At 63.4% G+C, this 18,014-nt stretch carries 15 protein-coding genes and 2 pseudogenes; 3 read left to right on the top strand and 14 right to left on the bottom strand.

Annotated elements, in window-relative coordinates; genetic code table 11:
- The first annotated feature begins 21 nt into the window (after positions 1-21).
- A complete protein-coding gene (locus tag BLU88_RS11450; RefSeq protein WP_092013895.1) occupies positions 22-876 on the top strand; it encodes a 3-hydroxybutyryl-CoA dehydrogenase in 855 nt (284 codons plus the stop codon).
- A 124-nt stretch (positions 877-1,000) separates the two neighbouring features.
- Here the strand turns inward: BLU88_RS11450 and BLU88_RS11445 are convergent.
- A pseudogene (locus tag BLU88_RS11445) lies at positions 1,001-2,124 on the bottom strand (aminotransferase class I/II-fold pyridoxal phosphate-dependent enzyme).
- A gap of 189 nt (positions 2,125-2,313) precedes the next feature.
- Between BLU88_RS11445 and BLU88_RS11440 the strand changes: the two are divergent.
- Positions 2,314-3,123, top strand: a complete 810-nt coding sequence (locus BLU88_RS11440; RefSeq protein ID WP_231939375.1) for a class I SAM-dependent methyltransferase — start codon at positions 2,314-2,316, stop codon at positions 3,121-3,123.
- A gap of 54 nt (positions 3,124-3,177) precedes the next feature.
- On the opposite strand, the gene BLU88_RS11435 is transcribed toward BLU88_RS11440, so the two are convergent.
- Positions 3,178-3,648, bottom strand: coding sequence for an Hsp20/alpha crystallin family protein (locus BLU88_RS11435; protein WP_092013892.1), 471 nt, complete (start codon positions 3,646-3,648; stop codon positions 3,178-3,180).
- A gap of 82 nt (positions 3,649-3,730) precedes the next feature.
- Between BLU88_RS11435 and BLU88_RS11430 the strand changes: the two genes are divergently transcribed.
- Complete coding sequence (locus BLU88_RS11430) at positions 3,731-4,663, top strand: AEC family transporter (protein ID WP_092013889.1); 933 nt, start codon at positions 3,731-3,733, stop codon at positions 4,661-4,663.
- Positions 4,664-4,810: 147 nt separating this feature from the next.
- On the opposite strand, the gene BLU88_RS11425 is transcribed toward BLU88_RS11430, so the two are convergent.
- The 12 genes and pseudogenes from BLU88_RS11425 to BLU88_RS11370 form a co-directional block, all read right to left on the bottom strand.
- Positions 4,811-5,326, bottom strand: a complete 516-nt coding sequence (locus BLU88_RS11425; protein WP_092013886.1) for a ferritin — start codon at positions 5,324-5,326, stop codon at positions 4,811-4,813.
- Between the two features lie 183 nt (positions 5,327-5,509).
- Complete coding sequence (locus BLU88_RS11420; protein ID WP_092013883.1) at positions 5,510-6,943, bottom strand: amidase; 1,434 nt, start codon at positions 6,941-6,943, stop codon at positions 5,510-5,512.
- On the bottom strand, positions 6,940-8,181 hold the full coding sequence (locus tag BLU88_RS11415; RefSeq protein WP_092013879.1) for an amidohydrolase: 1,242 nt from the start codon (positions 8,179-8,181) through the stop codon (positions 6,940-6,942). The genes BLU88_RS11420 and BLU88_RS11415 overlap by 4 nt, the downstream gene beginning before the upstream one ends.
- A gap of 103 nt (positions 8,182-8,284) precedes the next feature.
- Positions 8,285-9,022 carry a hypothetical protein gene (locus tag BLU88_RS11410; RefSeq protein WP_092013876.1) on the bottom strand — a complete coding sequence of 246 codons (738 nt, stop codon included), beginning with the start codon at positions 9,020-9,022 and terminating at the stop codon, positions 8,285-8,287.
- Between the two features lie 9 nt (positions 9,023-9,031).
- On the bottom strand, positions 9,032-9,778 hold the full coding sequence (locus BLU88_RS11405; RefSeq protein ID WP_092013873.1) for a DUF5058 family protein: 747 nt from the start codon (positions 9,776-9,778) through the stop codon (positions 9,032-9,034).
- 473 nt (positions 9,779-10,251) lie between these two features.
- A complete protein-coding gene (locus tag BLU88_RS11400) occupies positions 10,252-10,770 on the bottom strand; it encodes a hotdog fold domain-containing protein (RefSeq protein ID WP_092013869.1) in 519 nt (172 codons plus the stop codon).
- Between the two features lie 300 nt (positions 10,771-11,070).
- A complete protein-coding gene (locus tag BLU88_RS18950; RefSeq protein WP_269457633.1) occupies positions 11,071-11,547 on the bottom strand; it encodes a transglycosylase family protein in 477 nt (158 codons plus the stop codon).
- 257 nt (positions 11,548-11,804) lie between these two features.
- A complete protein-coding gene (locus BLU88_RS11390) occupies positions 11,805-14,177 on the bottom strand; it encodes an ATP-binding cassette domain-containing protein (protein WP_231939374.1) in 2,373 nt (790 codons plus the stop codon).
- Positions 14,178-14,182: 5 nt separating this feature from the next.
- Complete coding sequence (locus tag BLU88_RS11385; RefSeq protein WP_092013860.1) at positions 14,183-14,593, bottom strand: VOC family protein; 411 nt, start codon at positions 14,591-14,593, stop codon at positions 14,183-14,185.
- Between the two features lie 19 nt (positions 14,594-14,612).
- Positions 14,613-15,020 (bottom strand): helix-turn-helix transcriptional regulator, encoded by a 408-nt coding sequence (locus BLU88_RS11380; protein ID WP_092013857.1) that lies wholly within the window; start codon positions 15,018-15,020, stop codon positions 14,613-14,615.
- Positions 15,017-16,538 (bottom strand): annotated as a pseudogene (locus BLU88_RS11375) (APC family permease). The gene BLU88_RS11380 and the pseudogene BLU88_RS11375 overlap by 4 nt, the downstream one beginning before the upstream one ends.
- Before the next feature lie 3 nt (positions 16,539-16,541).
- The gene (locus BLU88_RS11370; protein ID WP_092013854.1) at positions 16,542-17,900 is read right to left on the bottom strand and encodes a flavin monoamine oxidase family protein; all 1,359 of its coding nucleotides are present in this window, start codon (positions 17,898-17,900) and stop codon (positions 16,542-16,544) included.
- Positions 17,901-18,014: the final 114 nt, after the last annotated feature.

The raw sequence follows: 18,014 nt of genomic DNA, 5'->3' as shown, positions 1-18,014 counted from the left end.
TCGAGCAAGAAAGAGAAGTTTATGAGCATTCAGCGCACAGCCGTCATCGGCAGCGGACTCATGGGAGCCGGAATCGCCGAGGTGCTGGCGAAGTCCGGTCTCGACGTCATCGTCCGTGAGATCAACGACGAGGCATCGGCTGCCGGTCGCGCCCGGATCGAGAAGTCCCTGGCTCGCGCTGTGGACAAGGGCAAGCTCGATGCCGCTGCCCGCGACGAGGCGTTGGGCCGGCTGCGGTTCACCACCGATATCAACGATCTCGCCGACCGTCAGCTCGTCATCGAAGCTGCGAGCGAGAACGAAGACATCAAGAAGTCGATCTTCGCCGAACTCGACAAGGTCGTCACCGCCCCGGAGGCGATCCTCGCGTCGAACACTTCGTCGATGCCGATCATCCGCTTCGCCCAGTCGACCTCACGTCCCGAACGCGTGCTCGGCGTCCATTTCTTCAACCCGGCACCCGTACAGCCGCTGGTGGAGATCGTCTCCTCGGTTCTCACCGCAGAGGATGTCCGCGACACCGTGACCACGTTCGTCGCCGATGTGCTCGGCAAGAACCCCATCCAGGCCGATGACCGGCCCGGATTCATCGTCAACGCACTGCTCATCCCGTACCTGCTCAGCGCGGTCAGGATGCTCGAATCCGGGTTCGCGACGAAGGAGGACATCGACGCGGGAATGGTCGGCGGCTGCGCCCACCCCATGGGTCCGATCAAACTCGCCGATCTAGTTGGTCTCGATACCTGCCTCTATGCTGCGGAGAGCATGTATGAGGAGACCGGTGACCCGGCCGCGAAGCCTCCGGTCCTTCTCTCCCGCATGGTAGATGCCGGGCTGCTCGGCGTGAAGTCCGGGCGCGGGTTCTACGAATACTGAGAACCGCATCGGCACTGAAACCGGCCTAGCCGGGATCAGTCCCGAAGCCTCCGAATAAGACAGGTCCGCCCCGAACCGAAATGTTCGGGGCGGACCTGTCTCAGCCTGCAGGATCTGTTGGAGGTCAGCCTGCCAGCAGCTTCTCATAACTGGCCAGTCGCACACATGCGACTAGCCCCTGCGCTGCGAGTTCGACCTCGTCGAGGGTCGGCATCGTCGGGGCGATGCGGATGATGTTGTTGTGCGGGTCGAGGCCGTACGGGTGGGTTGCTCCCGCAGGTGTGAGTTTCACACCGGCCTCGCCGGCGAGCTTGACGACCCGATCGGCGATGCCCTCCATCGTCGTCAGAGTGATGAAGTAGCCGCCGTCCGGTGAGGTCCACTGCGCGAGTTCGTCCGCTCCGAGTCCGTCCTCCAGCGCTTTGAGCACGGCATCGAATTTCGGGGCGATGATCTCGGCGTGCTTGCGCATATGAGCTTCGACCCCGGCTGTGTCGGAGAAGAACCGGACATGGCGCAGCTGGTTGATCTTATCGGGACCGATCGAGACTTTCCCGAGGTTCGCGCGCATCCAGTCGACCGTGGCTGGGCCGCCGGCGAAGAACGAGACTCCGGCTCCGGCATGAGTGATCTTCGATGTCGAGGCGAAGATCCATGCTCGTTCGGGATCACCCGCCTCGGCGCACAGGCTGAGGATGTCGAGATTGTCGGGATGGTTCTCTCGCAGGTGGTGGACCCCGTAGGCGTTGTCCCACAGCAGAGCGAAATCCGGCGCAGCCGTCGGCATGGCCGCGAGTTCCCGCGCCCGCTCCTCGGTGATAGTGATCCCGGTCGGATTGGAATACATCGGGACCAGCCACATTCCCTTGACTGCCGGATCTTCGGCCAGGCGCTGCGCCTCGGAGACGATCGGACCGTCTTCGTCCATCGGGATGGTCAGCAGCTCGAAGCCGAGGGATTCGGCCAGGGTGAAGTGGCGATCATAGCCGGGCACAGGACACAGCAGCTTGTGCGGGCCCTGCCCCACGGACGGTCATCGACGGCTGTTCCGTGCATGAGCGCGAAGGTCAGCGCCTGGGTCATGAATGTCAGTGAGGCGTTGCCTCCGGCCAGCAGCTGTTCGGCCGGCACCTTGAGCAGCGGGGCGAAGATCTCCCGCAGTTCGATGAGTCCGTCGAGACCGCCGTAGTTGCGGGTGTCGACACCGCCGGGGCTGAGGTAATCGTCGCTGCTGACCGCGGTGAGCAGATCGGCAGCAAGGTCGAGCTGCTCGGGGCGGGCTTGCCTCTTGTGATGTCGAGGGCGAGGCCGCGCGAGGCGAATTCCTCGTAGGCGGCGGAGGCCTCATCCAGTTTGGACTGGAGATCGGACGGTGCGGACATGCTGACTCCTCGGGGCTGGGAACTGGCCGTTGACTCCATCCTATCGACTCGTCGAATGCCGACGACGCTAGAGTGGTCTGCAGCGGTCGCGGCGACGACCGGTGCAGACTCGGTGAAAGGCAGGCTCCAGATGGTGCGACCACGTGCGCAGGCCGCTCACGGCCGCGGTTTCGGCACCCAGGCTGGCGTCTACGACGAGGTGCGTCCCGGTTATCCCGAAGCGGCGCTCGATCTGGCACAGACCGGCTGGGACCGACAATGGTCCGATCTGCGAGTGTGCGATCTCGGCGCGGGCACCGGGATCCTCAGTCGTCGGCTGCGCGCGCTCGGCACCGATCTCATCGCCGTCGATCCCGACACCGTTGCGCTCGAACGCAATCCGGCTCCCACCGTGGTCGGCACTGCTGAGGACACCGGCCTCGAGGCGGAGAGCTTCGACCTCGTCACCGTCGCACAGGCCTGGCATTGGTTCGACGAAGCGAAAGCCGCCGCCGAGGTGGCCCGCATCCTCAAGTCGGGCGGCCGGCTCCTCATCCTCATCAACCAACTCGATGTCCGCATCGACTGGGTGCTGCGTCTGAGCCGGATCATGCATGCCGGAGATGTGTACCGTCCGCAGTACCGGCCTCAGCCGGGAGCCGGACTGACTCTCATCGACCACACGCTCGTCGAATTCACCACTGAGCTGTCCGTCGACGGCATCGTCGACCTAGCTCGGACACGATCCTATTGGCTGCGCTCGAACGAGAAGACGCGGGCTCGAGTCGAATCGAATCTGCGCGAATATCTGCGAGACGAACATCCGATTCCCGACACGGTCCATCTGCCGTATATGTGCTTGGCCTACCTTCTCGAACGGCGCTGAACGAACGAAGCGGGCCGCACCCGTATCAGGTGCGGCCCGCTGTCAGCGCCGGTTTCAGCTCTCGACGCCGGGGGAGCGGGGTGCGTCCGACGAGGACGATTCGACGACCTCGGGGGCGGTCTGTCCCGAGGAGTGCGACACGGAGATCTTCCGTGGGCGGGCCTCCTCGGCGACGGGGATCGTCAGTGTGAGGACGCCATCGCTGTAGTCGGCGCGGATGCGGTCCAGGGCCACGCGGTTGCCGAGCGTGAGTTGGCGGGCGTATGTGCCGTTGGTACGTTCCCTGGTCAGCCACTTCACGTCCTTGTCGGCGACCTCGGACTCGCGGCGAGCGCGAACCGTGAGCGTGCGGTCTTCGACATCGACATCGATGCTGCTCGGATCGACTCCGGGCATGTCGATGCGAGCGATGAAAACTTCACCGTCACGGTAGAGGTCCATCGGCAGGGTGGTTCCGTTGGGTGTGCGGGTCACCTCGGAGAAGAATCGGTCGAGATCACGGATGGGGTCGAAACGTGTAGCCATGTGCTTCCTTTCGTTCGGGTCCTACATTGAGTCAAACACACTCAACTTTGAAATGATTCCGAACTCATGAAATTCTCAGTCTGTGAGCTTGGTTCCCATACTCCTCGCCCTCCTTCCCGTCACGGTGCTCATCGCCTTCGGCCTCGTGTTGAAGAGGCTGCCGGGATTTCGGAGTCCGGAGTTCTGGTCGGGCGCGGAGAAGCTCGCGTACTACTACCTGCTTCCGGCACTTCTCTTCACCTCCGTCGCTGAGGTGGACGTGGCCCATGTCCCGCTCGCACGCCTGGCCGCCGCACTCGTCATTCCCACCGTGATCGTGTCCCTGGGCATCGTTCTGACGCGCCGGGTCATCGCCCGCGATCTTCCCGCCTTCACATCCGTGCTGCAGGGCGGAATCCGCTTCAACACCTACATCGGCCTGTCCCTGGCGGGCAGTCTGTTCGGACCCGAGGGCAGTGCCGTGGCCGCGATCGCCGCCGCGATCCTCGTCCCCACGGTCAATGTCATCTCGAGCCTGGGCTTCGAGTTCCTGCGCACGGGACCGAGTTCGCTGCTCGCACTGCTGAGGGCGATCGCAACGAATCCTCTGGTGCTCGGCTGCATCGCCGGAGCCGTGGCGAACATCACCGGTCTGGGCCTGCCTGACGTGGCGGCGACTGTTCTCGATCCCTTGGCGGCCGCCTCGCTGCCAATCGGCCTGCTGTGCGTCGGCGCCGGCCTGCAGACATTCTCCATGCGTGCTCATGCCCGGGCCATCGTCATCTCGACGTTCATCAAACTGCTCGTGCTGCCGGGGCTGTCGCTGACGGCTCTGTTCGTGCTCGACGTACCGACGGTGCCCGCGCTGGTCGGGCTGATATTCCAGTCGATCGCCACGGCCAGCTCCGGCTATGTCATGGCCCGACAGCTCGGGGGAGATGCGAAGCTCATCGCCGCCCTCATCGCCGGACAGACCGTCGTCATGCTTCTGACTATGCCGGTCGTCCTCCTCGTCGGACAGTTCATGCTCGGCTGAGCGTGGAACTTTTTGGCCCTCGCTCGATTCCAGACAGCAAAGCGGCCGACCCCAGAATGGGATCGGCCGCTGATCTCTCGCATCACATACCCGCTTGACTCAGGACGCTCGCTGTGAGCGCTGAGACCGAGAGTCAGTCTGCGATTGTCACTCGCCGTCGGCGGTGATGTCGGGGTGGCGTGAGCCGAGTTCGGAGTCGATGCGCAGCACACCGGCGCCGTCGCTGCCGACGCGCTCGAGGCGACCGATGATCTCGGAGATGCTCGACTCTTCCTCGACCTGCTCGTCGATGAACCAGTGGAGCAACGGCAGGACGTCGAGGTCAGCTTCGGACTGAGCGGTGCGGTAGAGGTTCCGGATCGACTCGGAGACCTTCTCCTCGTGGGCCAGTGCGGCCTTGAAGTAGTCGATCGGCTGCGAACCGGAGACCTTCGGAGCGGCGATATCGCCGATCTGCGGGGCGAATCCACGGTCGAGGCAGTGCTGGGTGAACTTTGCGGCGTGAACCTGCTCTTCTTCGGACTGCGCACGCATCCAGCGCGTCATTCCGGGCAGATCGAGATCATCGAGCTGGATGGAGAGCTGGAGGTAGACCAACGAGGCTTCGAGTTCGAGCGTGACCTGCTCGTTGAGAACCTTCTGCATTGCGGGGCTCAGGTGCATCTTTTACTCCTTTGCAGTTCGAGGCGGATCCATTCCGCCTGCTTAGTCACTATCCTGACACCTTTTCTAGAACCGTTCCAGTGTGGAAAGGCTCGGCAAACTCTGCGCAGGTTTGCCATACCTGCCTTAGTTTCTGCTCACCTTCAGGCCATACCTGCGGGCGAATTCCGCGCGGATCTCCGTTCAGAACTCAGGATGCCGAACGTGGTGACCGGTTGCAGCTTCGAAGGCATGAGCGACTCGGAGCAGCTCGACATCGGCACCTGGTTTCGCGACTATCTGCACCCCCACGGGCAGGCCCGAATCAGAGAACCCGGCCGGCACCGAGATCGCGGGGCATCCGGTTGCCGAGATCAGGCACAGTGCCCGCATCCAATCGAGATAGTTGTCCAGCTGCACCCCGTTGATCTGCGTCGGATACTCCATGTCCGCATCGAACGGCAGAACCTGGCAGGTGGTGAGCACGAGGACATCGTGGTCGGCGAAGTAGCGGTCGATCTCACCGTGCAGGCGAGCGCGTGCGGTCTCTGCCGACGCCACCTCAGCTCCGGTGAGGTCAAGGCCCATGCGGATGTTCCATCTCACCGATTCCTTGATCTGGTCCGGGTGCGCTTCATACAGCTCGCCCCAGGAGCCGACGAAGTCGAGGGCACGGCGGACGTTGAACACCTCATCGGCGTCGGCGAAGTTCGGGATCTCATCGTCGACATGAGCACCGAGGCTGCCGAACACCTGAGCAGCGGACGCGACGATCGCCTCCACCTCGGTCTCGACCGGCAGCAATCCGCCCAGATCGGGACTGAAGCCGACTCGCAGACCGCTGAGGTCGGGGGAGCGGTGGGCATCGAGAGCGAATTCCGGCAGGTCGAAGACACCGCCCGGCTCGAGGATCGATCCCGGCGCCGAGGCATGCGGTCCGGAGGCCACGGACATCAGCAGCGCCACATCGGCGACCGTGCGAGCCATGAACCCGCTCTGCGCGAGCCACGCATAGGGGTTGCCCGGTCGAACATGTGGGATACGGCCGTTGCTCGGCCGCAGACCGACGACGTTGTTGAACGATGCGGGCGACCGCAGTGATCCGCCCATATCGGAGCCGTCACCTGATGCCTGGATCCCGGCTGCGAGCACTGCACCCACGCCACCGGAGGATCCGGAAGCCGATTTCGTCCGGTCAAAGGGGTTCACGGTTGTGCCGAATACCTCATTGAATGTGTGGGAGCCGGCGGCGAACTCGGGCACGTTCGTCTTGCCCGTCGTCGTGATTCCGGCGGCCTTGAGACGGCCGATGATGAGCGCATCTGATTCGGGCACTCGATCGGCCATGAGCGGCGAGCCCCAGGTCGTGCGCATTCCCGCCGTATCGTGAGTGTCCTTATGGGTCATCGGCACTCCATGCAGAGCACCGAAGCTCTCCCCGCGAGCGGTCGCAGCATCGGCGGCTTCGGCCCGAGCGAAGGCGGCCTCGTCGTCGCGGGTGACGACGGCGTTGAGAACGGGGTTGACCTCATCGATGCGGTCAAGATGAGCCTGCAGAGCCTCCCGGGCCGAGACCTCCTTGGCGGCGATTCGGCCGGCCAGCTCACGGGTCGACCACCACAGCATCTCCTCGCTCATTCGCGGTCCTTTCCGACCTTGCTCAGCACCGCGGACAGCGCGGCTCTGATGCCGGTCTCGAGAGTGGTCTCGACATCGTCGGGAGCGAAGAACGGAGAGTGATTCCCGGGCGGGGTCTGACCGTCAGCGAACTTCTCGGGGGAGTAGCCTCCGAAGAACCAGTACACGTACGGGACGCCGATGTCATCGCCGAACGCTCCGACATCCTCGCTGCCGGTGGCCGGCTCGGTCAGGTGGACCTGTTCGGCGCCGAGTTCGGCTCCGGCATGGGTGAGGAACGACTCGGTCTCCTCGGGGTCGTTGAAGCAGCGCGGGAACCGATACATCTCTTCGATCTCGGGTTCCGGAGCTCCGGACGCCTGGGCCTCGGCGAGGATGATGCGCCTGACCCGGTCGAGGACGACTGCACGGACTTCCTCGGTGAAGGTGCGGATATTGAGTTTGAATTCGGCGGAGTCGGGGATGATGTTCTCTTTGAGTCCGCCGTGGAAGGTCCCGACAGTGACGACCGACATGTCGCGGCCCGAGATCTCGCGTGACACGACCGATTGGAGCCGGGTGATCATATAGGCGCCGAGGACGATCGGGTCGATCGCGTTCTCCGGCTGGGACCCGTGCGCCTGCTTGCCCTTGACGGTCACGCGCAGGCAGTCGGACATCGCCATGGCGGTGCCGCTGCTGACGTAGAGGTGGCCGGCGGCACCGGGCCACACGTGCTGACCGAAGATGACCTCGGGGCGCACGATCTCATCCCACAGTCCGTCATCGAGCATGGCGCGCGCACCTTGGCCGGTCTCCTCACCGGGCTGGAAGAGCATGACGACGGTTCCCGACCACAGGTTCCTGTGTGCGACGAGGTGCTTGGCGAGGTAGAGACCGACGGTGATGTGAGTGTCGTGGCCGCAGCCGTGCATGACCTTCGTGGTCTCTCCGTCGGGAAGAGCGCCTTCCGCAGTGGAGGCGTAGTCGTATCCGGTGTCCTCGGTGATCGGCAGTCCGTCGATGTCGGCACGGTAGCCGATGACCGGACCGGCACCGTTCTCGATCACAGCGACGACTCCGGTTCCGCCGAAGATGTGTGTCTGCAGGCCGAGGGCCTGGAGCCGGGAGGCGATCTCTGCGGCAGTATTCGTCTCCTGCATCGACAGTTCCGGAGTGCGGTGGAAGTGCTTGTAGTCGGCAATCGTCTGGTCGAGGTCGGCGCTGATCGACGCGCGGAGAGCGGGATTGAGAGACATGATGTCCTTTCAGCAGTGGTCTGATGCCATTTTGGCAGGAATTGTCGGATGTGGGGGGGTCGGTCTCGGCGGACGAACACCGACCGAAGTCCGTTGTCAGCCGTCAGTTGATGCCGACAGTGTCGGTGCCGTCGCTGTCGGGTCTCTTGTCCGTGACCGACTTGTTGCGTGTGAACCAGGTGATGAGGATGGTCAGGAACACCACGATGGCGACGTCGCCGGGCGCGAGCACGGGAACCAGCCGCACGAGGACGAGGATGACCAGCGCCGCCATACCGAGGGCGATGAGCGTCGACTTCAGCTGTTTGAGTGATGCGATGAGCTGGACGGTGACGCCGCCGAGGATGGCCGGGAGGATGTAGAGCTTCGCGACGAGGGTGATCGGCTCGGGAATGAGGGCGACGAGCCAGGTGCCGAGGATGCCGACGAAGAGGACCATTGAGGCGACGTGGATGATCGCGGCTCCGCAGATCGCCATCGTTGCCGCATACTCGCCCTTGCGTGTGCCCGGCTTCGCCCCGATTGCGTCCTGAGCCACGATCGCCGAGGGCAGCAGTTTGTTCGACACATTGCCGATCATGAAGGCCTGGTACATGCCTGCGGGCCCGAGGATCGGGAAGTAGGTGAGTGGTTCGACGATGTAGAAGACACCGTAGACGGCGAACACGGCGAGGAATCCCTTCAAGATCTCCCCGAAATCAATGTTCGCATCCGCAACGAAGAGCAGATAGAAGGGCACCGAGGTGGCGATGAGGAATCCGATGAACAGCGTGATCGAACCCCACCGGCCGGTCGTGCGTTCGAATGCCGCGTGTGAGGGTGATGTGATGATCGATGACATGGTCTCTCCTCAGGCTTCCGGCAGTCCGAGACCGGCGTAGTGGGCGAAATAGGCAGCGACGAGACCGATGAGCAGGGAGAATCCCAGTCCCCATTCCTTCAGCCAGTGCTGTTTGAGCGTTTTGGCCAACAGCAGACAGATGCTCATCACTACCGCCGAGACAATGACGGCGATGACATGTGTCGGCGACTTCGGCAGCTCACGGAAGGTCAGGGCAGCGAACGCTGCGAGCAGTGCGGCGCCCGGGATGATCGACATGAGCGCGGGGTTGACCTTCTCGAGCTTGTGGGAGCTGCGTTTGAAGATCGGGGTGAGGATGAGGGTCGAGATCATCCAGCCTGCGCCCGAGAGGCTCATCGCCATGAGAGCGACGATGAACACTCCGCGGGTGAAGGTCTCATCGCCGAGATTCGCTCCCATGGTGCCGGCCGCCAGTGACGCTGAGGCCACCTCCGTGGCGGCGGATCCGATGAGTCCGACGCGGACGATGACCGGGGGAGTGCCAAACAGCGGCAGGAGGGCGATAGCGACGAGCACCACCGACAGGGATGGTCCGATCGCGGCGACTCCGCCGGCGCGGAAGGCCGAACGGACTTCCTCTTGGCTCATTCCCGCGGACGCGGCGTTCTTCTTCACCGCAGTCATGTAGATGAGCGACTGCACGACTACGACGCCCATCACCGCCATTGCGAGTATCCAGAGTATCGGGGCATTTGCGAGGCCGATGTAGTCGGCCGAACCGCTGGCCACGGTCATGGTCAGCTCCTCACTTCATTGTCGAGTTGCAGGGGCGCAGGACGGCAAGCCACATTGGTATACCATCGAGGAGTGCGCAGGAACAATTTATACAGACCAATCGGTCAGGACCATGGTTTGACCCGAAGATCTCAACATTCGAGACTCATGGGGGCGATTTCCGACACCCGTCCCGCCATGCAGAACGACACCACCCGAGACCGTCGAGTACGGGCCCAGGCATTCGGGCTCAGGCTGAGGGCGTGGATGGAGTTGCGACCACTCGGCTAGATCAGGCAGAAGCATGTTGGGCCACAGCCCTCCGTCGAGTCCGCACCTCCGATCTGAATCGGACGAGCGGGGCGGCAGACTGGTCGAATGCAGAGCTCATCAATCATCTGATCGGCGGGGGAGTCACGCACGCTCAGCGCGTGCTGCTGCTGTCGGGTCGGTGACGGATTCTCCCAGCGGTGGCCGGTTGGAACCTCGGTGCTTCAGCACTTCTTCGGTGAGATGTACATGTTGATGCGCGCGGCGACGAAGGCGATGCCATTCGCGTCGAGGACATCGACGGGGACGACCAGGTCGAACTTCTCCTCGCCGAATTCCGGGATCTCCTCAAGCCGGGCGACGGCCGTGACCGGCCCTTTGCTGGCCTTGGCGTTGTATTCCACGGTCATTCCCGCTGGGATCCAGCGGTGAGTGGGCGGCACGGTCGCCTCTGTCATGACGCCGGCGGCGACTTCGGCCATATTGCACGACGCGATCGCGTGATAGGTGCCGATATGGTTATGCATTCCGCGGCGGTTAGGTGCAGTGACGCGGCACAGCCCGGGGCGCAGCTCTTTGATCTGCGGGCGCACAGTACGGAAGTAGGGTGCTTTGATGCAGATGCCCTGAGAGAACAGCCATGAACCGACGAGGCCGCCCAGAGGCATCTCCTGCATCTTCTTCCAGAGCTTGAAGATGGGTGCCGATTCGGCGGTCTGCACGGCTGTGGTGTCTGCGGTCATGGAGGCGCCCCTGACTATGATCTGAGTTACTGTTCAGTACACATGCTATCAGTCAGGCCATCGGCGAGCGTGTGGTCACGAGGGGGATCAGCTCAACAGCCTTACTTAACATAATGTATATTATCGGCGTTTTAGGCAGACTGCGGTGCGAATAGCCGTGCGGAACGCCCTATTTCAGTACTACGACGTCAATTCCACGACAATGGCCGTGAGCGACGAACGTGTCGCTCACGGCCATGTGACGATCACAGCGCACGCTGCGTGCCTGCAGATCATCGATCATCAGCTCAGCGTGCGGTCTCAGCCGCTGACGGTAACGTTGCCGGCGAGACCGACCTTGCCGCTGTCTCCGTCATCCTTGGAGCCGCCGTCGTCCTTCTTGCCGTCGTCGCCGGATCCGCCGCCTTCATCGGCCGCGCCGTTGGACTTGGTCAGTCCGGCCTTTTCGCCGCAGACCGGCCATGCGCCCGGACCCTGCTCCTTGAGCACCTTCTGAGCGATGTCGATCTGCTCTGCCTTGCTGTGCTCATCCGCAGTGCCCGACCCACCGAAGGCGTTCCAGGTCTGGGCGGAGAACTGCAGTCCGCCGTAGTATCCGTTTCCGGTATTGATATGCCAGTCACCGCCGGATTCGCATTCGGCGACCTTGTCCCAGACGCCCTGCTCAGATGCCTGTGCCGGCTGGGCCGCGCTCATCCCGGTCAGCCCGGCGGCTGCGACTGCGCCGGCACCAGCAAGCAGGGCGACCTTGCGGAGGCTTGTGCTGTAGAGGTTCACTGTGTCTTCTCCAAAGTACGACTGCATTTCGATTCTGTAACTCGGTCGTTACCGAGCTGTTATACACCGTAACGAATCGATTGCCGCATTTGAACCCGAGACCGTGAATTCAGCGTGCGAATCGCCTCCGCGGAACCTGAGCAGAACCTGAACGGATGCGGCTCCCCCGTCTCCTGACCAAGGCAGTCAGGGCCCGACCACCGACGACTCCCCTGATTGCAGACCTTCGATTCTTCGGGCAGAAAGCTGTCTCCGGATCAGGAATTCACGTATGCAGCCAGATGCTTTGCGGTCAGCGAACCGATCGTCTTCGCTCCCGAGACCAGTTCGGCCGGAGTACCTTCGAACACGATCGAACCTCCGTCATGTCCCGCGCCGGGTCCCAGATCGATGATGTGATCGGCATGAGCCATCACCGCCTGATGGTGTTCGACGACGATGACGGTCCGTCCAGAATCGACGAGTCTGTCGAGCAGCCGCAGCAGGTTCTCGACATCGGCCAGGTGCAGACCAGTCGTCGGTTCGTCGAGGATGATCACCTTAGCCGCATCGGCGGCCTTCGTCGACAGATGCACTGCCAGCTTCAACCGCTGCCGTTCTCCCCCGGACAGCGTAGTAAGCGGTTGGCCGAGGCTCACATAGCCGAGTCCCACCTCGGCGAGCATCTTGAGGACCTTGATGACCGCGGGAATCCGCGACTCCCCCGCACCGAAATACTCGATCGCTGCGTCGACCGGCAGATCCAGGACCTCGCGGATGTTCCGTCCGCCCAAGGTGAATTCGAGCACTTCTGCCTGGAAGCCCTTGCCCTCGCACTCATCACACGGTGCCGACACACCGCCCATGAGCGCAATATCCGAATAGATGATCCCGGCGCCGTTGCACACCGGGCACGCACCTTCGGAGTTCGCGCTGAACAGAGCCGGTTTGACCCCATTAGCCTTCGCAAATGCTTTCCTTATGGGCTCGAGCATCCCCATATACGTGGCCGGGTTGCTGCGCCTGGATCCCTTGATCGGCGCCTGATCGATCATCACAACCCCATCGCGCCCCCGCAGAGATCCCTCGATGAGGCTGCTCTTGCCGGAGCCTGCGACACCAGTGACGACGGTGAGCACGCCGAGGGGCACATCGACATCGACATCGCGCAGATTGTGCGACTGTGCATCGCGGATCTCGAGTGCTCCCTCCGGTTCCCGCACCGCGTCCTTGAGCGCGGCTGTGTATCCGAGGTGTCGGCCGGTGAGCGTATCGGACTCCCGCAGGCCGGCGACGGTACCGGTGAAGGTGACCTCTCCCCCGTTGCTGCCCGCGCCCGGCCCGAGGTCGACGATGTGATCGGCGATGAGGATCGTCTCGGGTTTGTGTTCGACGACGAGGACCGTGTTTCCCTTGTCCCGCAGAGCCAGCAGCAGTTCGTTCATCGAACGGATGTCGTGCGGGTGCAGACCGATCGTCGGTTCGTCGAAGACGTAGGTGACGTCTGTGAGCGATGAGCCGAGGTGACGGACGAGCTTGATCCGCTGTGCCTCTCCCCCGGACAGCGACCCTGCCGAACGGTCCAGGGACAGATATCCCAGACCGATGTCGTTGAAGGCCTTCACATCCGCCCGCAATGAGTCGAGCAGCCCCGAGGCGGCCCCCGGCTCGATCCGGTCCAGCCAGTCGGTGATGTCCGAGATCTGCAGAGCGCAGACATCGGCGATCGATTTCCCGGCGATCTGGGAGGATCGGGCGGCCGCGTTGAGCCTGGTTCCCTCGCATTCGGGGCAGGTGGTGAATACGACGGCACGGTCCACGAATTCGCGGATGTGCTTCTGCATCGAGTCCCGGTCCTTGGACAGGAACGATCGTTGGATCCGCGGGACCAAGCCATCGAAGGTGATGTTCGTGCCGTTGATCCTGACTTTCTCGCCTTGGGCGTAGAGCAGATAGTGGCGCTCGGTCTCGTCGAAGTCGGCGATCGGTCTGTCCGGGTCGAAGTATCCGGATTCGGAGAACATACGCACGGACCAACCGCCGGGTTTGTAACCGGGGACGGTGATGGCTCCGTCGTTCAATGATTTCGACTCATCGACCACCTCGGCGATGGAGATGTCCGTGGCCGTGCCCATTCCCTCACAGTGCGGGCACATGCCGCCGTTGACGGAGAAGGACTTGCGTTCGACCTGCTTGCCCTCGCCCTTATCGATGGTCACTGCCCCCTTCCCGCTGAGCGTGGCGACGTTGAAGGAATAGGCGTTCGTCGATCCGAGGTTCGGTTCCGCCAGCCTGGCGAAGAGAGTGCGCAGCTTCGCGTTGATGTCCGAGACCGTGCCCACAGTGGAACGCGGGTTTGCTCCGATCCGCTCCTGGTCGACGAGGATGGCCGTGGTCAGACCCTCGAGCACGTCGACCTCGGGGCGGGCCATCGCAGGCATGAAGCCTTGGACGAACGCGGAGTAGGTCTCGTTGATCATCCGCTGGGATTCGGCCGCGATGGTGTGGAAGACCAATGAGGATTTGCCGGAACCGGAGACTCCGGTGAAGACCGTGAGGCGACGTTTGGGGATCTCGACGCTGACGTTCTTGAGGTTGTTCTCCCTGGCTCCGCTGACGTGGATGAGGTCATGGCTGTCTGCAGTGTGCACCGGTGTCAGTCCCTCTGTTGGATGCGGATCATGTTGCCGGCGGGGTCCCGCAGTGCACAGTCCCGCAGACCATAGGGCTGGTCCATCGGCTCCTGCACGATATCGGCGCCCTTCGACTCCACCTCGGCGAACGCCTCATCGACGTTCGGGGTTGCGAGCACGATCGCACCGAAGCTGCCTTTGGCCATGAGCGCCTCTATGGTCTCGCGTTCGGTGTCGCTGATCGTCGGGTCGGTCACGGGCGGGGTGAGCACGATCGATGTGTCCGGTTGCCCGACGGGGCCGACGGTCAGCCAGCGCATGCGTCCGGATCCGACATCGAGGCGCAGCTCGAAGCCGAGGATGTCACGGTAGAAGGTCAGGGATTCTTCGGCATCGGTATGCGGCAGGAAGCTGGCGTTGATCGAGATGTCCATAACAGCAATCGTAGACTGCTCAGTTCGGTGGGACTTCTCGATTCCTGACCGGTCGCAGTGCATTCTTCACGACGATCGTCGGCAGCCGGTACTCGCCTGCGGCCACGCCGTCGCGGTAGCTGGTCGGTGAGAGTCCGACCAGTTCGCTGAAGCGAGTGCTGAAGGTGCCCAGGGAGGAGAAGCCCACGTTAAAGCAGATCTCAGTGATCGTGAGATCGCCGCGGCGGATGAGCGCCATAGCCCGTTCGATCCTGCGCGTCATGAGGTAGGAGTATGGGGATTCGCCGTAGGCGGATTTGAACTGGCGGCTGAGGTGCCCAGCGGACATGTGCACGCCGGCGGCAAGAGCCTCCACGCTCAACGGCTGGTCGAACTCGCGGTCGATGCGATCCCGGACACGCCGCAGCGCCACCAGCTGTTCGTTCACCCTGCGTCGACTCCCTGTTTCAGAGTTCGTCCGCGGAAGAAGTCGGGATGACGCAGGGATTGGATGATCATGATGACCACACCCAGCAGCAGCACGCCGATGCCGAGGACGAAGACGAGCCCGACGCCGAAGACCGAGGACCCGGAACCGTAGTCGGGGTCGAGTGAGTCGATTGCGGTGGTGACGAAGATGACCAGCAGGGTCACTCCCCGATGAGCGGGAACAGGAACCGGAAGAAGAACGTGCGTGCCGAAGTGAAGAGGGTGCGTCGGAAATACCAGATGCAGGCCAGGCCGGTGATGCCGTAGTAGAAGCAGACCATGAGGCCCAGGGCGGTGATCGTGTCCCACAGGGCGTTCTCCGAGAGCAGGCGCATGACGACGTAGAAGATGATCGCGGCCCCCGCCGAGGTGACTGTGGCCACCGACGGCGACTTGTACCGAGGAGAGACGCGACCGTATTTCTCCGGCAGGGCGCCGTAGTGGCCCATCGCGAGGATCGTCCGCGAGGGCGAGACCATCGTCGCCTGCAGCGAGGACAGAGAAGACGAGAGCACGGCAATGGACACGAGCACCGCGAAGGGGCCCATGACCGGGCCGGCGAGTGAGGCGAAGATCGATTCCTGATTGTCCGGGTTGCCGGCCCCGAGGCCTTCGGTGCCGATGCCGGCGAAGGAGATGACCGCGACGGTGCAGGCGATGTAGATGATGACGATTGCGATGATCGTGAGCATGGCGGCTCGGCCCGGGGTCTTCTCCGGGTTCTTCGCCTCCTCGTTCATCGTGATCACCGTGTCCCAGCCCCAGAACAGGAAGATCGACAGGGACACGGCGGCCGCGACCGTGGAGAAGTCGCCTGCCGACAGCGGGTTGAACCAGTCGAGTGAGACCGGGGTCGGATCATAGGCGGAGCCGTTCGCGACCTGCACGATCGCGGCGACGACGAACCATCCCAGGGCCAGCACTTGGAAGGCGACCAGCCAGACCTGCAGCTTCTCGGTGGCTTCGACTCCCCGGTAGGACACCCAAGCCGCGGCGGCGGTGAGGATGATCGTGACGGGGATGTTGATCCACAGGACCCGAGTGAGTTCGGCGATGGCCGGGTCGGAGAACACTTGGGACAAGAGGAGGAAGAGGAAGTCGACGGCCACGGCCGCGAGGTTGGACAGCACGAGGACCGTGGCGGCGACCAGGCCCCAACCGCCCATCCAACCCAGCCACGGCCCGAACGCTCTGGTCGCCCAGGTGAAGGTGGTCCCGAGTCCGGCATCGCCGTGTTCAGCTCCCGGTAGCCGAAGACGACGAGCAGCATCGGCACGAAGCCGATGAGTAGCACGGCCGGGGTGTGCACCCCGACCTCGGAGATAGTCGGGCCCAGTCCGGAGGTCAGCGTGTAGGCCGGGGCGATGCAGGAGATGCCGATGACAGCTCCCCCGATCGCACCGATCTTGCCGGCGGAGAGCCCCTTCGAACTCAGTCCGCTCGTGTTCGTTGACGGTAACGGCTGTGTGCTGCTCATGGATCAGGACTTCTCGCCGAGGATCCTCTCGGCGGTGGCGGTGCCGATGCGCACTGCTCCGTCGACGTGCTGATAGCCCTCGGCGGCGATATCGGAGCTGGCGAAGTGGATCGGTCCGACCGGGTCGTTCTGGAAGGGTCCCCACCGGTGCAGACCGCCGAGATCGTAGCTCGTCGCATAGGCTCCGCGGGTCCATTCCTCCGCACCGAAGTCGGAGAGGTAGAACACGCGAGGGTCGAGCGCCTTCGGCCCGAGGAATTCGGCGAGGGCTTCGAGGATCTTCGTCCGGCGGGTCTCCTCGTCCAGAGCCCACATGGCATCGGCGTTGACATCGGAGATGAAGCCGACGAGGGTGCCCTGCTCTTCGCCGTGGTTCGTGTTGTCGTAGACCTCTTGGACGAGGCGGGACGCGCCGAACCCGGTTCCGCAGAGTCCGTCTTCGCGCCAGAACGGGGTGTCGTAGGTGGCGTGGACCTTGATCACGAGTCCCATGGACTGGTGCTGGTGGAAGATCTGCTGGAGTCGCGGCAGCGGCGGCGAGTAGCTGATGCGCGAGTAGAGGTTCGGCGGAACCGCGACGATCGCCTGCTGGGCGCTCACGCTCAGGTCGTCGGTCGAGACGCTGACTCCGGTCTCCGACCATTCGATCCGGCGCACGGGCTGTTGGAGTCGAACGATGTCCGATCCGAGCTCCTCGGCCATCTGCACCGATACGGACTGCATTCCACCGACGACCCGGCGGTCGAGGATGAAGTGATCATCGACGAGGTTCGTGAATGATCCCGCCGAGGCGGCCATGAGGATGGCCTGGAGCGCTGAGAAGGTGGTGGCGGGCTTGGTCAGCATGCCTCCGGCGACGAACAGCCCGATGTTCTCACAGGCCAGTTCGTCCTCGGACTGCTGACGCAGCCAGTGGTGGAAGGAGATCGAGTCGAGTTCGGCAGCGTCCTCGGCGTCCCAGGGTGCCTGCGGCCCGATCCGGGCAGCAAGTTCGTCGAGGAGGCCGATGAGGCGTTCCATCTCTGTCCGGGCCGACTCCCCCACGGGGAACATCTCACCCGAATAGACGGTGCGGGTTCCGTCGGGGGCGATGTAGACGCTGTCCCCGTCACGGTATCTCGGGTAGGTCTCCTTGCCGAGTTCGTCGACGAGAGCGAGCAGCGCTGTCTGGTCCGGGGAGATCCACTGGCCGCCGAGTTCGAACATCTGTCCGTCGATGTGCTCGGTCCAGGTGCGGCCGCCCACACGATCACGGGCTTCGAGGACGATCACGCCGCGTCCGGCTCTACGCAGGCGACGGGCCGCACTCAGACCCGTTGGGCCTGCTCCGATGATGACGACGTCACAAGTTTCTTCCGACATGGCGATCTCCTCGAAAGGGGCTGGGGCGTTGGCTTCAGGTTAGCCAGCCCACAGTCGAAAACCAAGGTCGCAACTGCGAATACGGATTCCGTAACATCTGAGCGTTTCGACTGC

The organism is Brevibacterium siliguriense, assembly GCF_900105315.1.
Classification (GTDB): domain Bacteria; phylum Actinomycetota; class Actinomycetes; order Actinomycetales; family Brevibacteriaceae; genus Brevibacterium; species Brevibacterium siliguriense.
The sequence above is the reverse complement of the archived record's forward strand: the minus strand, read 5'-3'. Positions and strand labels throughout refer to the sequence as shown.

What these genes read in the sequence shown, in the direction of transcription:
- BLU88_RS11450 (WP_092013895.1), top strand. Translation starts at nt 22, where the DNA reads ATGAGCATTCAGCGCACAGCCGTCATCGGCAGCGGACTCATGGGAGCC.
- BLU88_RS11440 (WP_231939375.1), top strand. Translation starts at nt 2,314, where the DNA reads ATGCCGACGACGCTAGAGTGGTCTGCAGCGGTCGCGGCGACGACCGGT.
- BLU88_RS11435 (WP_092013892.1), bottom strand. Translation starts at nt 3,648, where the DNA reads ATGGCTACACGTTTCGACCCCATCCGTGATCTCGACCGATTCTTCTCC.
- BLU88_RS11425 (WP_092013886.1), bottom strand. Translation starts at nt 5,326, where the DNA reads ATGCACCTGAGCCCCGCAATGCAGAAGGTTCTCAACGAGCAGGTCACG.
- BLU88_RS11420 (WP_092013883.1), bottom strand. Translation starts at nt 6,943, where the DNA reads ATGAGCGAGGAGATGCTGTGGTGGTCGACCCGTGAGCTGGCCGGCCGA.
- BLU88_RS11415 (WP_092013879.1), bottom strand. Translation starts at nt 8,181, where the DNA reads ATGTCTCTCAATCCCGCTCTCCGCGCGTCGATCAGCGCCGACCTCGAC.
- BLU88_RS11410 (WP_092013876.1), bottom strand. Translation starts at nt 9,022, where the DNA reads ATGTCATCGATCATCACATCACCCTCACACGCGGCATTCGAACGCACG.
- BLU88_RS11405 (WP_092013873.1), bottom strand. Translation starts at nt 9,778, where the DNA reads ATGACCGTGGCCAGCGGTTCGGCCGACTACATCGGCCTCGCAAATGCC.
- BLU88_RS11400 (WP_092013869.1), bottom strand. Translation starts at nt 10,770, where the DNA reads ATGACCGCAGACACCACAGCCGTGCAGACCGCCGAATCGGCACCCATC.
- BLU88_RS11385 (WP_092013860.1), bottom strand. Translation starts at nt 14,593, where the DNA reads ATGGACATCTCGATCAACGCCAGCTTCCTGCCGCATACCGATGCCGAA.
- BLU88_RS11370 (WP_092013854.1), bottom strand. Translation starts at nt 17,900, where the DNA reads ATGTCGGAAGAAACTTGTGACGTCGTCATCATCGGAGCAGGCCCAACG.